Source organism: Paenibacillus sp. LPE1-1-1.1, from assembly GCF_040676435.1.
In the GTDB taxonomy this organism is placed as follows: domain Bacteria; phylum Bacillota; class Bacilli; order Paenibacillales; family Paenibacillaceae; genus Pristimantibacillus.
The window spans coordinates 158,830-173,654 of record NZ_JBEGHY010000012.1 but is presented as its reverse complement, the minus strand read 5'-3'; the positions used below and the strand labels follow the sequence as shown (position 1 = coordinate 173,654).

Sequence of the window (14,825 nt, the reverse complement as noted above, 5' to 3'; positions counted from 1 at the left end):
CCCGTTCTGCACACCTGCATCCGCTTCAAGCCATTGAATAACATCCTGTTGATTTTCTAACGAGACACCGTGATAAACTGCTCCTTGACTGTTCAACTATTGTTACCCGTTAGCTCAATTCTCCATTCCTTTAACATCCATAAATATCTAAACTGAATTAATTCTTTACCTCTACTTATTAATCTCTCTGCTCCATCACGAACAAAGCCTTGCTTTTCATAAAAGCGGATTGCATTGTGGTTTTCCCTTAACACCCAGATTGCTACTGTAGTGCATCCAAAAGCTTTTAATCTCTCTATACCCCATTTTAGGAGCGTCTTTCCAAGGCCAATGCCTCTATATTTTTGAAGCAGGTAAATTGCCGTTATTTCTCCGCTGTGGCTTTGTATATCATCGTCACTACAAGCTTTTAATACAATACAACCCACAGTTTTTTTATCAATAAGCGCAATAGCTACAAGTTCTTCTCCTTGTGTAAGAACTGTATGAAAATACTCCTCTCTAACATTGGGGGTGACTTGATTAAGGTATTCATCGGGAATTATCCCTTGATAAGCATTGCGGTATGCCTCAGAGTGGACAAGACCTAGCTCTTGGATATCCTCCAGTTGAGCCCAGCGTATTTCAACCATATAACTTCTCCTTGAACCAGATATTAATAGTAAATTTCGCCAAAGTTTCTCAAGTTCCTTTTTCGAATATTCTGTCCGTTACTTCAATGAAAAAAGAGGAACTGCATCGCTGCTAGCTCCTCCACTATCATTACCCGTTAGCTTAATAAATGCCGAAAATCCCCTTCACTATCGCACCCCGAGTCCTATATCAATCGCCAATATAGAAGATACAGTGGAACAAAGCGACGAAAAATTCCGGTTCTTGGATTGGGCATGCAGCTTCGATCTCCAACTGTGTCTTGAACCATTCCGTCGGTTTCATCTTCCACCTGGCCAACTCCTCGCCTGCCTGTAAAAACTTAGCCCAATCTAACACTTCTTTCTTCAACACGTATTCATGATTCAGATGTGTAATTTTAAATTCTGGGGCGAACTTTTGCCATGTCGTATAAGTAACACGGTAGGTGGCTTGTGTATTACAATGCTGAACGACATACTCTGGTCTCCCGAACCATGGCGTCGTTTTTTTGCATTGAAAAACCGGTAGACCATCCGTAGAGTATACGTTTACCTGAGCGGACCAAGCAATATCGAACACATAATTGCACACTCTTGCTACGGCGTTCGGATAAACTCTCTGGTACGTACAAACCACATTTCCTTCCTCGTCCGTTACCTCAATACGTTTAGTCGAGGGCTTCAGCTTTGGCGGAACGTAGGTATACCTCTTCATTGGCGCACTTCCCTCCTTTTGCATCAAAGTCCGATAATGCGAATGAGGTTGCGGAATGACCTACGGTAGCTCAAGATGTGTTATTGAACTCTTAGTACCCGTTAGTTCAACAAGATAGGCGAAGATGCTACCTCTGCGCTATTTTCTGGAATTGCATATTACAGTAGTGCCAACGACTAGCGTAACTGCAATGACCACAATAATAAATGCAGTTTCTTCTATGTCGTGAACCTGATGAATTAAATTAGCAAAGTACAGTAGTTCAATTAATAAGATAATTATCCAGATTCCTAAATAACGATTGAGATTGATTTTTAACACCTCCTATTGAGACGGAAGCCATTAAACCGAATGCCTTTCTCGTTAAGCTATCGTTACCCGCTAGCTTAATCTCACACCTACTTGGTGTTCCTCAACCCAAGTTCTGATATTGGAAAATAAGTTGGCTGGAAAAGTATAATTATACGTGTTTGCGACTTCAGAAGATAATCGACAGAATAACTCAAACGATAAGGTTAATGCTTTCCAACTGCTCTTTTGATCGTATCCCCCAAAAGAAAGCTTCAAATCGTCTATTACATCTTTATCAGCCCATTCTTTGATAAACCTTCCTGCATGCCATGTATCAAATGTCGCTCCATGTGAGGCTTTTGCATGCCATTCTATCATTTGTAGCAGTAACTGTTTACAGTCTTTATCTCTTTGGTTGACTACCCAAAATTCATTACGTAAAATTTGCTTTGCCACGTACAGACTGGCAAAACAAAACATACTAACAACCTGCAAAAAAGCCTCTTGTGAAATGGGATTATTCCCAGGGGCAATTATGGTTTGAGGTACTAGCTTGTGTCCCTTTCCCGTCTTATCAAGTAGAATCTTGACACCACGATGAAAGCCTTGGGGAATCTGGTCTAGATTAATTGAACGTTCCAAATCCGAAATATGACGAAATAAAAAGTCAACTTGCAAACCTTGATCAAATAGAACGATTTTCTCAGGATCCCCATCAACGGTTCGAAACATAAAGTTTGTCCAGACCGTACCGATTTGTAGTAACCATTCGTCATTTTGAAGATAGTAATCTGGATTAGTTGAAAAGATGACTAGATCTAAATCGGAATATTCGTCAAACGGCTTGTCCAGTCTTGCTCTTGATCCAACTATGTAGATCGTGATTATCTCCTCATTACTAAGTCCCCAGTTAGATATACGCTCTTCAAGAATCTCATATAGATCACTACTCATTGTTCTCCCCCCAGAGTATGGTTACATGCCCATGTTAGCATATTGAGCTATGTACCATCCAACAAATTTTCCTAAACGATTGTTGAGTTAAACTGCCCGTTAGCTTAATGAAGCGCCGCCAGTTTAATACTTTATTTTCTAAGTCTACTTCAGTACAATAATTTATTTTCATTGGACTTTATATGCCCACTTGAACAGTGTAAATGTACAGGTGGGTTAATCTCGTGTCACAACATATAAGAATTCATAATCTACAAACGTATTAACGATAACCACGTCAATTAATTATAAAGGAACTCCGTTCCTAGGATAATAATTAAGGGGGCTGTAAATGAAGCAGGAAAGAAGGAGGCAACAGTGGGTTGCAGAAAAAAGTAAAGTAAGTCGGGGGACGATTAGTCAACTTGCTATAGATGATGGAAGGTTACCAGCATACAAGAATGCAATAAAAGTAATAAAAGTTCTACGGGAAATAGATCCTTCAATTCGAGCTGATCAATTTTGGGATATATGAAGCCATTGATTGAGAGCAGCAAAATGATTTTTCCGGAACATGTAGTGCGAATTAATGATAGGGGCCATTGGAACTATCCTGCCCTTTACTTCAACAACAAACCAGCAGCGGATCTCTGATCTGCTGCCGGTTTGTTGTTTCATATTCTTCTGAACTAAGGATTAGGATGACTTTCCAGAAAGTGTGGAACTGCCGGCAGGCCAGGTCGAGAGCGCTTGCTCAACAACAGCCTCTAACATGTCCCGACTGAAGCCGGCCTTGGCTTGAACAGCCATACCGTGGAGCACCGTCAGCACGAATACAGCTAACGCAGCACAGTTAGTAGTCTCCGGCAGATCTCCCTCTTGCTTTGCCCGTTCGAAGCGATTGCGCAGCGACGCTTCTCCGTCTGCACGCGCATCGATCAAGGCACGCCGAATAGGTTCGGTATCGTCCGTACCAGCCAAGGCGCCGTGGACACCTAGACATCCTTTGCGATCCGGGTAACGAGTATTTAATTCGGCCGCTCTAAGGAGGATGTGTGCGGCCACCTCCCGCGAGGTCGGCAGCTCCAGCGCCACCGGGATGAAATCCAGGTACTGCTCATAATAGCGCGCCAGAACTCGGCGGAACAACGCTTCCTTGTTGCCAAATGCCGAATAGAGCGCGGGTCGTTCGACACCAGTGGCCTGCGTCAGGTCGGTGTACGACACGCCCTCGTAGCCTTTACTCCAAAACACGCATAGCGCCGCGTCCAGTGCTTGATCCACATCGAATTCGCGCTTACGTCCCATCAGTCAGATCACCTCGCTTTTTTTGTAACGGCCGATATTAAAAAGGTTCATGTCCAATTTTCATACTATACGTTATCGTAACACACGTTACAGATCGCTGCCAGTCCATCGGGCAAGGACCTGCGGCAGCGCACGACGGCGAAATACTCGGCCGTCTGGATCTTGTGTCACACATCAGGCGCCAAACCCGGCCCGAGCTGATGGCCAATCTTGCCAGAGCGCGACGCATCATCCTAACGTGACGCCACCTGACGTCCCTGCAATTGACCCATTGACAGTGCGCGATAAAATGTATAAAACAACTTAACGTAATGATCGTTATGATATATTGACGGCGAGCGACAAAATGTATAATATAAATTAACGTAATGATCGTTATGATATTTCGCCGATCACCAGGGCGAGGGTGTCCAGCGACGTACAAAGAGGTTATTTTCATCTGAAATCATTATAGGAGGTTTTTTCATGCAGAAATCATTGAAGGGCAAGGTCGTCCTCATTACGGGCGGCTCACGCGGCCTTGGCGCCGCTACGGCGGAAGCGTTTGCCGATCACGGAGCAGATGTTGCGATCAGCTACGCGGCTTCGGCCGAAAAGGCGGAGGCTGTCGTAGAGAAGCTGAAGGCCAAGGGGGTTCGTGCATTGGCAATCAAAAGCGACCAAGCGGACCTTTCTTCCGCCAAGCCACTAATTAACTCGGTGATTGCCGAATTCGGCAAGCTCGACATCCTCGTGAACAACGCCGGCATCGCGATCCAGGGCCAAATGGTAGATGATCCCGGCTTCGACGAAGAAAAATACAATCGTCAGTGGCAAGTCAATGTCATGGGATCGATCGCCAATACCCGCGCGGCGGCGCCCAAACTGGCGGACGGAGGTCGCATTATTTTTATCGGCTCTCGGCTCGGCGATTACGTACCCTTTAGAGGAGTCGCCGACTACGCCGGAACAAAGGCAGCGCTCGCAGGATATGCGAGGGGCATCGCGCGCGACCTCGGTCCCCGTAATATCACTGTAAATGTCGTGCAGCCGGGCGTCATGCCTACGGACATGAACAAGGATGTGGCTGATCATCTTCCACCCCTTGAAACCATCTTGGACATGCATGCGATCCGTCGCATTGCAACCCTTGAAGAGGTGGCAGAAGCCGTCTGCTTCCTCGCTGGACCACATGGGGGCTACATCACCGGTGAGACCATCAATATGGCCGGTGGTATCGGAAACTAAGGCCGTCCGGAGCAGGTGCCCATGCATGGGCACCTGCCTAGCTTTCTGACGTGCGCTAGTCGTGATCGCAGTCAACCGACCAAGAAGTGTATTGAGATCTTTGAACCTACCAATCTGATGCAGCGAAGCACTCGGCATCGGTATGTCAAAGATCGGACCGATAAAGAGCAATGCTTCTAAATTAAAAATATGTATTTAAAGGAGAAAATATATGACTAGAAAATTCAGTGCAAAGTCAACTGCCGATCAGGTGCTTTCCGGCATTGATCTCAAAGGATATCGTCTTCTCATTACGGGTGTATCATCGGGCATTGGCCTCGAAACCGTCCGTTCACTGGTCTCTCACGGCGCCAGCGTCGTCGGCACGGTCAGGGATCTAGCAAAAGCCGAGGCAGCCACTGCATCACTCCTTGACGCCGCGGCGCGAGGAGGCGGCAACCTAGAGTTGATCGAGCTCGATCTCGCATCCTTGCAAAGCGTTCGCGCATGCGCGGATAAGCTGTTTGCCGACGGTCAGCGGTTCGAGGCCATCATCGCCAACGCTGGCATCATGGCAACCCCGTTCGGTCGGACGGCCGACGGCTTCGAAGTCCAGTTCGGGACGAATTATCTTGGTCATTTCGCTTTGATTAATCGGATCGAGCCGCTGCTCGTCGATAACGGGCGCTTGGTGGTGCTATCGTCCCAAGCTCATCGCGCCGCCGATGTTGACTTGGACGATCCGAATTTCGAGCAACAGGCATACGACCCATTTGTCGCCTATGGCCGATCGAAAACGGCCACTACTCTCTTCGCAGTGGAATTAGATAAGCGGTATCGCAATCGTGGCATCCGAGCTGCCTCGGTGATGCCCGGGAATAGTCTTACCGATCTCCCGCGCCATTTCTCGCAGGAAGACTTGCAGGGTCTTTTCGAGACCGTTGGCAAAGCTCGCGCCGAAGCAGGTCTTCTGCCAGCGGAGTTCAAAGAAATCGCGCAGGCAGCCGCAACTTCGGTCTGGGCAGCAGTCGTGGCTGACAAAGAAGAAATCGGCGGACGCTATCTCGAAGATTGTGCGGTCGCGCCGATTGATGACACGCCTAACCCGTTTGCCGACGGCGTAAGGTCGTATGCGCTCGACGCTAACAAAGCCGAGCGGCTTTGGGCGAAAAGCGAGGAAATGGTAGGCGCGAAAGGTACGTACTCATGACAGTAGTCGGCATCATTGGCGCGGGCGAGGTCGGCAGCCAGATCGCGCGTGCGGCGATCGCGAACGGGTATGAGGTCGTCATTGCCAATTCACGAGGAACCAAGACGTTGAAGGACCTCATTGACGAGCTCGGGCCGTCAGCGCGCGCCGCGACTGCGGCCGGCGCTGCCGAGGCTGGTGACTTCGTCGTCGTGGCCGTCCCCCTCAAGCTGGTCAACGACATGCCTGTGGAGCAGCTCGCGGGCAAGATCGTGCTCGACACGAACAACTACATGCCTTGGCGCGATGGCCATTTCCCCGTGATCGACTTTGGTGAGAAGACAGTTCATGAGCTCCGGCAGAAGCACCTTCGTACCTCGAAGGTGGCGAAGGCCTTCACCCACATCCAAGCGTCCCGCCTCTTCATTTCGAGCAGACCAGCTGGCGCCCCCGACCGCCATGCGTTGTCGGTCTCGAGCAACTTTCCTGAGGCCACGGAACTCGTGACGCGGCTGTACGACCAGTTCGGTTTCGATACTGTCGACAACAGTCCGCTCAGCGAGTCATGGCGCAGCGGTCCCGGCCAGCCAGCTTGGGCTGCGCACGCGCACCAGACTCGTGCTGAGCTGATCGCCAATCTCGCCAGGGCGCGACGGATCATCTTGGCGTGAGTGAAGACCCCCATCACGACCCGCAGGACACTATCTCGAAGATTGCGCGGTCGCGCCGATCGATGACACGACCAACCCGTTTGCCGACGGCGTAAGGTCGTATGCGCTCGACGCTAGCTTTGGGCGAAAAACGAGGAATTGATAAGCGTTGCGTCGTGAAGGTTGTCGCGCACACGGTAAGTTGATCGCCCTGATTTACTGAATGCGCTGACGATCCATTCTCACCCCATTTTTTGGCTGAACTGCCGAAAGTAGGGTGAGAAATGTACGCTAAGAACGTGCTAAAGACATCAATACATGAATAGGGCCTTAAGCTAAGGCTGACTAAACGAGAGCCAGGCGGTCAACAATTCCAAATCTTTAAATTCTGCACTTCTTAAATGAAGTTTCATTAGTACATCGTCCTTAAAGTACGATTGGCTTCGGTCTGTCGTATAACTTCTTTTTTACGAACTTCGTAAAATCCATACTCCATGAAGTGTTCGCGAAATGATTAAACTATCCTGCCCGTTAGCTTAACAAAGAAATGGAGCAGCTGCCGTAGCAAACTGCTCCTTGATATTGTTCTACTATCGTTCTCCGTTAGCTTGAAGGCATCTGCCACTTTCAATCACTTATTAATTTTATGTGCAATAGCTTTTCCATAAATATTTTTATAAGAGGTTCCATAAGCAACAGCTTCAGTGGGTTTAATGCCTGGAATTAAGTAAAGTTTTGTTCCATTTGGAAAATAAGAAGTTGAATTGTTTGGTTCTATAAGACTTATTGGACTATAAATTATTTCACCAAGAAAATCACCAACATTTGAAACATTATATGATGTGATTCTGTATAAACGGTTATTCCATTTCAACATCGGATAAGGAAACGATTTGAAAACATGATATTCAACAACAGGTTTTTTATCTTGTTTTTGAATTTTATTTTGAATAGAACTTCGAGTCATAATACATGTAAGTAATATGACTACAAGAATAGTCCTTCTCATATGACGCACCTCACCAATGGGATACTTTACTTTTCCCCAATCAATGAAAAAGATGCGATGGTGATTTATCAATTCAGCCTGTTTTCATTGAACTATCGTTTCCCGTTAGCGTAACGATGGTTCAATAATTTTCGAGTTCCTGCATTATATCATTCAGCAGCACGTGAACCTCAAGAACTGCGGAATCATCTCTGTTCCAAAATATGGAAGGTTTATGCTGTGCTTCCTCAATACCAGGTAACCAGTCATTAATAAACTCGTCCAATGAGATACTCTGTGCGTTATAATTAGACCAATCTTCAAAGGCACAATACTCTGCAAACTCTTTCTTTGGCCAAAATGGAATAAGCAATTTCCCGTTAATGTCTGAAGTGATTACCCAACCGTCATCATACAATCCCCAAACTTCTTCAGAGTCAGCAATCTTCTTTATAAAGTACTCATATCGAATATTCGCGGGAAGCTTGATGACGGCTTCGAATTCTTTCTGATTCAAGATATCTTCTCCTTAATAATAGAACTAAAGTATCCCGTTAGCGTAATAAATCTTGCCGAATGGCTCGATGCTCTCATAATCTCCCCCATTCTCTTTCAATATTATCAGACGCTTTTCTTGTTTCCTTACCCATATATTTATAAGCAATTTCTAGTATTTCCTTTTCGTCCCCAAGCCTCTCTAGAATAGTGCAAGACAAAACTTCTTTAACTAAAGTATCCCCCTTTAATTCCATCCTCTCATAAAATTCAAACAATCGTACTAGTAACTCGGTTTCTATATCTTTTCTTAGTAATCGGATTAAATAATCATTTAAGTCACCAAAAAACACATGGTTAAGAACTTCTTTAAATTTTGCTTCGTGTTCAATAAGGTTAAGCCTGAATTTTGGGAATTCATTAACAAATATTTTTGAAAGTTCATTAAATTTCAAACCTAACCCACCTTCTTAAAAGTCTAATATCTTGTTCTTTAATGGTGGTTTTATTGCTTCCACCGATTTCTTCTAACATCTTTTTCGCGAAGTTATTAAACTATCCTGCCCGTTAGCTTAATGCCAGTGGCCAGTCTACAACTTTATTTTCATCAGACAAAATGAGCAGGCCACCCATTCAGCCACCGTCCACATTTTCTCTTCCGTCAGCTTGCCACCGATTTATTAATGATTCCTGTCCGTTGCCTTTATATCCATGAAAAAAGACAACCCGTTATGACGGGCTGCCTAATTTTCATTGCCTCGACAACTACCGGCTAAACGCGGGCAATCAATCGCATCAGCATTTCTACCTTCGGAATCTGATAATCGTCAGTTCCATTCGAATTAATGACCATAATGCCGGAGAGGACGGATAAATAACAGGAAATCAGTTCCCGCGGATCTTCATTCATGAGTTCTCCAGCCTGCTGGCCCGCTTGGAATAACGGCAGCAGCTTGTCGATAAAATTGTCCATGGGATACTGCTCAAGCAGCTGCTTCACCTGTTCGGGAACCCCGTCGGAGGTGCGTGCCTGGTGGATGAGCATGAAGTACGGAGCACCTTTCTCATCGAGAATCTCTGACGAGAGCGCCTTGATTTTCTCGATCGGCGTTCCCGGCAAGGCATAGACGCTTCTCATCGCCTCATCGGTCCCGGCCATCGCGTCTTGGACGAGCATCGTAAACAACTCGTCTTTCGATTTGAAATAATGATAGAGCAGGCCATTGCTGATGCCTGCGGCTTCCGCGATCATGCTCATTTTCGCGCTAAGGATGCCTTTCCGGGCAAACACATAGATGGCCGCCGCTTTTATTTGTTCTCTTCGTTCGTCATGGATTTGCTGTAGTTGTGTATCGTTTAACGGTGCCAACGCCTTGCACTCCTTTTCCGAGGGACATCGCTGTCTTCTTATCAGTATAGCAAATCCGGATTGCCTAGCGTGAGGTTAAACCTCCGGAAAGGAGCTTTCGGCGAATCGGGGAAGCCGCTCCTCCAGAATCTCCTCGATTGACCGACCATCTCCCTCTTGAAGCCCGGCGAGCAGCCGCTGCCCTTCATCCGATGCGGATAGAACGTGAAGGGCGGTGTGCGGGTTGAGAATGTGGCGAGGGGATAAGGACAGCGTGTTCACCGCCCAATAGAGTCCGTAAAGCTGCCAATCGGGCTTGCTCATCGCGTGCTTGAGAAGCAACTCCATATATTCCCGGCTGAACGCATGGCCCGCGCTCGCGTCGTAGCCCTCGTATTCGACGTTTGCCCATCGCAAATCAGCGGTGCAATTTAACCAGAAGGCCGGTTCAATCGCGTCCTTGATGTGACGAAGCACACCGTGCTCCCAATCAGCCTGCAAGCCAGCGGCCCGATCGCGCAGGCAGCTCTCCAGAATTTCGGCAGAAACTGCAGCGACCGTCATGCCTTGGCCGAAGATGGGATCATATATGCAGTAGGCGTCTCCCAGGACGAGCAATCCTGTAGGCCAGCGGGACATCTGCTCATAGCGATGGCAGTACAACTCCGGAACGCGGAAGCCGCGGGGAGAGGAGATTGGCTCCAAATCGCGCACGATGTCCGCTATGATCGGGCTCGGAAGCTGCTTTACAGCCAGTTCGAACTCATCAGGATCTGTTGGCGGATAGTTTCCGCCTGGACGGTAGAGGAGCACTTCGGCCACCTGGTTCTCGATAAAAGAGAATACACCCGTGTACGTGTTGCTCGCTGGCTGGCCTTGGAGGTTAATAACCTCCCATTGATCGACCAAGTGAGAAAGATGGGCAGGCACCTTATACCGGCGTGTGCTATACCCGAGCGACACCTTGAGCAGATCCGGCTGGGGAACTTTGTATCCGAGAACCGTCAGCCATTCCGACAGCTTCGAGGAGCGTCCACTTGTATCGATGACCAGATCGGCAGCGAGTATTACAGCCTGCGACGATTGATCCCGATCTCTGGCCTGAACGCCGGTAACGGCAGCGTGATCCGGAGTGGTGATGAGCCCGGTCACATCGTGGCGGGGCAGAAAACGCACATTCGGAATGGCCTTCACACGCGCCCGGATGGCCCACTCCAGTACCGCTCGGCTGAATTTGATATCGTCGCGGTCATACTTTCCTTCGAGCGTCCCGTGCTGGTTCATGAAGTATATCGTTTTGCCCAGCGAGGAGGGGGAGCCGAGCGCCGTCAAATCGTGTTCATATCCTGGGAAGAGCCGGTCCGTGATTGATTTTCCGCGCGTTGTGAAGCGATGCGGATGAAACGCCTGCGGAGTTCCGGGGCGAATGTCCGGGCGTTCGGGAAAGCCATCTTTCTCGACGATGAGCACCTCTTCGTAATAATCCGAAAGTACACGTGCAGTCATCAATCCCGCCATACCCCCACCAATAACGATTGCCTTGCTTTCATTAGGTTGAGTATACATGATTCATTCCTCCTCGTTTTGGTTCGATTCATTCAACAATGGAGCAAAAAAAGAGCTCCCAATAAAGACTACTTAATAAGAATACTTAACTCGGATTCTCCGCAATGCACAGTCTCAAACTCGCTTTTATTTTAGATTGAACCGTTCAGTCAACGATATTATGTCACTGCTTCTAATTTTTGTCAATCGGTTTTCCGCACGAAAACCGCCCATTTGAGCGCAACGACGGCAGCCGAACTTTCTAACCAGCTGCCGTCGTGTCATCATTGAGCAATAGTTCCCCGTTAGTTCAACGACATATACTGAAATTAGGAAAAAAAGCCAAGCAAACTTTCACTTTATTGAATTTGAACCCTTATGTATAGTTGATTTAGAGGTATAACTGAATCGTGCAGGATATTTCATTATATGACAAGGAAGGGGTGAATTCAGAATGTTTGGAATGTTGGGTATATCTGGTCTGTCGCTTTTGCTTGTGGCGTTTTTTACACCACTACTCATTTGGGGGCTACGCAACCTGAAGCTAACGCAGCCCATACGGTCTGAGTTACCCCCTGATCATCAAGCCAAGCAAGGGACTCCACTGATGGCTGGCCTCATTTTGCTTATCGGTGTGGTAACATCTCTACAATTTCACCCTGCACCATTGATGATCTTTTTGTGCGTTACGTTTCTCTTATTCTGTTCTATTGGTTTTATGGATGATCTCAAAAAGGCAGCGTGGCAAGATCCATCAGGCATCTCCGGACGGACAAAACTTGTGTTTCAATTCGCATTTACCGGTATTCTGCTTATCACTTTGTTCCATTCGTTTACGCTGACGAGCGATATTTCGTTGTTCAATGGTTTTCAGCTACACTTGCCCGTTTACGTGTACATAGCTATCATGTTACTATTTGTGGTTGGATCAGCGAATGCTATCAATTTTACAGATGGTCTAGACGGGCTATTGATCAATGTTGCAATCCCGACATATTTTTTCTTTTTTCTAATTTCAGACAAGCAGGAAGTACAAACATTTTCGCTCGTAATGATTGGCTGTCTGCTCGGATTATTTCTATACAATATTTATCCCGCCAGAGCATTTATGGGGGATACTGGATCGCTAGCAATTGGAGGTTCACTCTCCATCTTAGCGGTAATTGAGAAAGTAGAAATATTAATCCCAATCCTGTTTTCAGTTTATCTGGCTGAACAATTTTCGGTCATCCTGCAAGTCTGGTACTATAAACGCACGAAATTGCGCCTATTTAAAATGGCTCCGATTCATTATCATTTCAGCTTGAAGTATGGCTGGAGCGAGAATAAGATCGTCATGGTGTTTGGTTTCATTTCTTGGGCGTCCGCTTTTATCTGTTGGTTTATTTGGAAATATGCCCTCTAGGCTCGCCCTCTCTTATAAGGGACAAGTCAGAAAGGGCAATGAGCACCAAAAGTATTAGTGTCCGTATAAAAAATAAGGTTTATAGGCTTTTACTTCTGAAGTCAATCACCCTTTACCCTCCTCTTATTAGACCCTACCAACCGAATGGTGGAGCCTTTGTCTTTCTCCCTCAACAAGAAATGTGGTTTTCAACTATCCTGCCCGTTAGTTTAATCATAATTGAGCAAAAAACTTTAGAAAATTGTGCTATCTTATGCCTGCCTCCGCCAGTTTCTCGTCCAGTTTCGCCCTTGAAATCTTTTCAGGTCTTAAATTAACCAGTCCAATTTCCGAAAAAGAATATATGAAGAGATTAGGGGAGATAACTTTGTCACAAAATAAAAGAATAAAACTAAACAAGTCACGCGTGCTTCTGGCGACTATGGAGCGGATCTCGTTAATTCTAAATCCGGAAAAAAAAACATTGTACAAACCACACACTGGCGGCCACATGTTCGTATTCATCGCGTTACTATTCGCGTGCATCGGCATATTTGCCGGCTCAGCGGCGGGACTCTACGCAGTCCTCGAACTGTGGTTCGGTCTTGGCATGACTTTCGCGGAATGCTGCGTAATGACCGCAGTCTTATTCATAACAGCGGTAATATTAATGTTTAAGGATGCGCGTGAACTTGAGGCGGATTAAATGCAATATAAGCGTCTGTATCCCGCTTGAACAAGCTGAAGGATCAGAGATTAACAGGCTAGAAGAAACTTTCTTGTTCAACTAACGTTCTCCATTTTAAATTGATGTTTATAAATTCTAAAAAACGATTGTTTTATGAACAGAGGGTGATCACCGCATAGAAAAAAACCAGTCCCTGAAACGGACTGGTTTACGCTGCGTTCATTCAACTATCGTTACCCGTTAGTTGAATCGACTGGCTTGTTCTTATGGGTGTATCAAACTAAATTTAGTTCAGCATATAGATTGAAACTCATCCTTTAGTATGGAGTACATTTTTAAATCCTGATGTCTCCCTTTTATGAAGAGCCCCTTTCTAATAATTCCTTCAAATGACATTTCCGCCTTTTCCATAACTCGTGCAGAACCGATATTTTCTAAATAGCATTTTGCTTGAATACGAACCAAGTCCATATTGGTAAAACCGAATTTAATGACTTTTCTTGCGGCTTCCGTTGCGATACCCTTTCCCCAATAATCCGGTGATAAGGCATATCCAATTTCGGCAATTTTATGCTGTCTATCCCATGTGGCGAACTCTATTGTACCAATCAACCTACTATTTTCTTTATATTCAATACCCCAATGAATCAAGCTTTTATTATTCCACTGGATAAGTACTCGCTCAATCGCCTCTTTTGTTTCTGTGATTGTTTTGTGAGGATTCCAAGAAGCGTACTTCGGTACTAACTCATTAGAACAGTAATAATACATATCCTCTGCATCTTCTAATGTTATCTTTCTTAGTTTAAGTCGATTGGTCTCTAAGACTGGTAGCGCATTGAACACATCTTCCATATGAACACCCACCTAGTTTTGTATACATTGGTTATAAGGGGATAGGCCTAGTCCTCCTAAGATAATATTTAAATAAATTCCAGACCGGGTCTGTGTCTTCCTTCCTGAACAAGTTCGCACTAAACTGCCAAATAGCTTAATGAAAACAGGTGGAGCAGAGCCTCACTATCTGTTTTCCTCTGTATCTGACGTTTATGTTGGTCCGGCGGAGGCCATTCTGTCTAGCTTATTATAATTTAGGTTTTATCTTCATACCCCCATCGTTCCAGTAGCCACTTATTATCAATAATATCCTCCTCAGTTAATCGGTCCAATTTCATTTTGGCAAGTAGAAGGAGGTCTTTATGATCTGTGTATGTGAAGTCCTTGTAAATCTCCTGATTCTTTTTATGGAATCCGTGGATTAGCTCAGATAGTTCGAAATAAGGCAAAGCCCCTGATTTCCATTCCAAAAAAGATTGATACAAGGGTTCCAGAGCTTGTTCAGTTACTAATTTGTGATACTCATCAATAGTTTCACGCTCTTGCTGTCGTTTTTGTTGTTTAGGAGTTAATCTGTTCTCCAAGTTATTTGTCTCCTTTTTTTATATAGAGCCAT

Annotated in this window: 17 protein-coding genes; 6 read left to right on the top strand and 11 right to left on the bottom strand. The window is 45.9% G+C overall.

Annotated elements, in window-relative coordinates:
• Nucleotides 1–92 precede the first annotated feature (92 nt).
• The 3 genes from MRBLPE1_RS11505 to MRBLPE1_RS11495 form a co-directional block, all read right to left on the bottom strand.
• Complete coding sequence (locus MRBLPE1_RS11505) at nt 93–632, bottom strand: GNAT family N-acetyltransferase (protein WP_364145393.1); 540 nt, start codon at nt 630–632, stop codon at nt 93–95.
• A gap of 190 nt (nt 633–822) precedes the next feature.
• A complete protein-coding gene (locus tag MRBLPE1_RS11500) occupies nt 823–1,347 on the bottom strand; it encodes a tubby C-terminal domain-like protein (RefSeq protein WP_364145392.1) in 525 nt (174 codons plus the stop codon).
• Between the two features lie 381 nt (nt 1,348–1,728).
• Nucleotides 1,729–2,592, bottom strand: coding sequence for an aminoglycoside 6-adenylyltransferase (locus MRBLPE1_RS11495; protein ID WP_364145390.1), 864 nt, complete (start codon nt 2,590–2,592; stop codon nt 1,729–1,731).
• Between the two features lie 331 nt (nt 2,593–2,923).
• Between MRBLPE1_RS11495 and MRBLPE1_RS11490 the strand changes: the two genes are divergently transcribed.
• Nucleotides 2,924–3,106 carry an XRE family transcriptional regulator gene (locus tag MRBLPE1_RS11490; protein WP_364145389.1) on the top strand — a complete coding sequence of 61 codons (183 nt, stop codon included), beginning with the start codon at nt 2,924–2,926 and terminating at the stop codon, nt 3,104–3,106.
• Between the two features lie 161 nt (nt 3,107–3,267).
• Here MRBLPE1_RS11490 and MRBLPE1_RS11485 read toward each other — a convergent pair whose 3' ends face one another.
• Nucleotides 3,268–3,879, bottom strand: coding sequence for a TetR/AcrR family transcriptional regulator (locus MRBLPE1_RS11485; protein ID WP_364145387.1), 612 nt, complete (start codon nt 3,877–3,879; stop codon nt 3,268–3,270).
• Nucleotides 3,880–4,344: 465 nt separating this feature from the next.
• Here MRBLPE1_RS11485 and MRBLPE1_RS11480 point away from each other — a divergent pair, with 465 nt between their 5' ends.
• From MRBLPE1_RS11480 to MRBLPE1_RS11470, 3 genes are all read left to right on the top strand, one after another.
• Complete coding sequence (locus MRBLPE1_RS11480; protein WP_364145386.1) at nt 4,345–5,106, top strand: SDR family NAD(P)-dependent oxidoreductase; 762 nt, start codon at nt 4,345–4,347, stop codon at nt 5,104–5,106.
• Nucleotides 5,107–5,317: 211 nt separating this feature from the next.
• Nucleotides 5,318–6,295, top strand: coding sequence for an SDR family NAD(P)-dependent oxidoreductase (locus MRBLPE1_RS11475; protein WP_364145384.1), 978 nt, complete (start codon nt 5,318–5,320; stop codon nt 6,293–6,295).
• Nucleotides 6,292–6,945 carry an NADPH-dependent F420 reductase gene (locus tag MRBLPE1_RS11470; RefSeq protein ID WP_364145382.1) on the top strand — a complete coding sequence of 218 codons (654 nt, stop codon included), beginning with the start codon at nt 6,292–6,294 and terminating at the stop codon, nt 6,943–6,945. Before MRBLPE1_RS11475 ends, MRBLPE1_RS11470 begins: the two co-directional genes overlap by 4 nt.
• Nucleotides 6,946–7,555: 610 nt before the next feature.
• Here the strand turns inward: MRBLPE1_RS11470 and MRBLPE1_RS11465 are convergent.
• From MRBLPE1_RS11465 to MRBLPE1_RS11445, 5 genes are all read right to left on the bottom strand, one after another.
• Complete coding sequence (locus MRBLPE1_RS11465; RefSeq protein WP_364145381.1) at nt 7,556–7,933, bottom strand: hypothetical protein; 378 nt, start codon at nt 7,931–7,933, stop codon at nt 7,556–7,558.
• Nucleotides 7,934–8,054: 121 nt separating this feature from the next.
• Nucleotides 8,055–8,429: a DUF2750 domain-containing protein gene (locus MRBLPE1_RS11460; protein ID WP_364145379.1), complete on the bottom strand. Its 375-nt coding sequence runs from the start codon at nt 8,427–8,429 to the stop codon at nt 8,055–8,057.
• Between the two features lie 73 nt (nt 8,430–8,502).
• Nucleotides 8,503–8,862, bottom strand: a complete 360-nt coding sequence (locus tag MRBLPE1_RS11455; protein WP_364145377.1) for a DUF7674 family protein — start codon at nt 8,860–8,862, stop codon at nt 8,503–8,505.
• Nucleotides 8,863–9,179: 317 nt separating this feature from the next.
• Nucleotides 9,180–9,776, bottom strand: a complete 597-nt coding sequence (locus MRBLPE1_RS11450; RefSeq protein WP_364145376.1) for a TetR/AcrR family transcriptional regulator — start codon at nt 9,774–9,776, stop codon at nt 9,180–9,182.
• 75 nt (nt 9,777–9,851) lie between these two features.
• Entirely contained in the window at nt 9,852–11,321 is a 1,470-nt protein-coding gene (locus MRBLPE1_RS11445) for an FAD-dependent oxidoreductase (RefSeq protein ID WP_364145374.1), read from the bottom strand.
• Nucleotides 11,322–11,754: 433 nt separating this feature from the next.
• Between MRBLPE1_RS11445 and mraY the strand changes: the two genes are divergently transcribed.
• Together mraY and MRBLPE1_RS11435 are read left to right on the top strand one after the other, a co-directional pair.
• Complete coding sequence (gene mraY / locus MRBLPE1_RS11440) at nt 11,755–12,705, top strand: phospho-N-acetylmuramoyl-pentapeptide-transferase (RefSeq protein ID WP_364145372.1); 951 nt, start codon at nt 11,755–11,757, stop codon at nt 12,703–12,705.
• Nucleotides 12,706–13,072: 367 nt separating this feature from the next.
• The gene (locus MRBLPE1_RS11435; protein ID WP_364145370.1) at nt 13,073–13,390 is read left to right on the top strand and encodes a hypothetical protein; all 318 of its coding nucleotides are present in this window, start codon (nt 13,073–13,075) and stop codon (nt 13,388–13,390) included.
• 273 nt (nt 13,391–13,663) lie between these two features.
• On the opposite strand, the gene MRBLPE1_RS11430 is transcribed toward MRBLPE1_RS11435, so the two are convergent.
• Both MRBLPE1_RS11430 and MRBLPE1_RS11425 read right to left on the bottom strand, forming a co-directional pair.
• Nucleotides 13,664–14,227 (bottom strand): GNAT family N-acetyltransferase, encoded by a 564-nt coding sequence (locus tag MRBLPE1_RS11430; protein ID WP_364145368.1) that lies wholly within the window; start codon nt 14,225–14,227, stop codon nt 13,664–13,666.
• Nucleotides 14,228–14,463: 236 nt separating this feature from the next.
• Nucleotides 14,464–14,793 (bottom strand): hypothetical protein, encoded by a 330-nt coding sequence (locus tag MRBLPE1_RS11425; protein ID WP_364145367.1) that lies wholly within the window; start codon nt 14,791–14,793, stop codon nt 14,464–14,466.
• Nucleotides 14,794–14,825 lie beyond the last annotated feature (32 nt).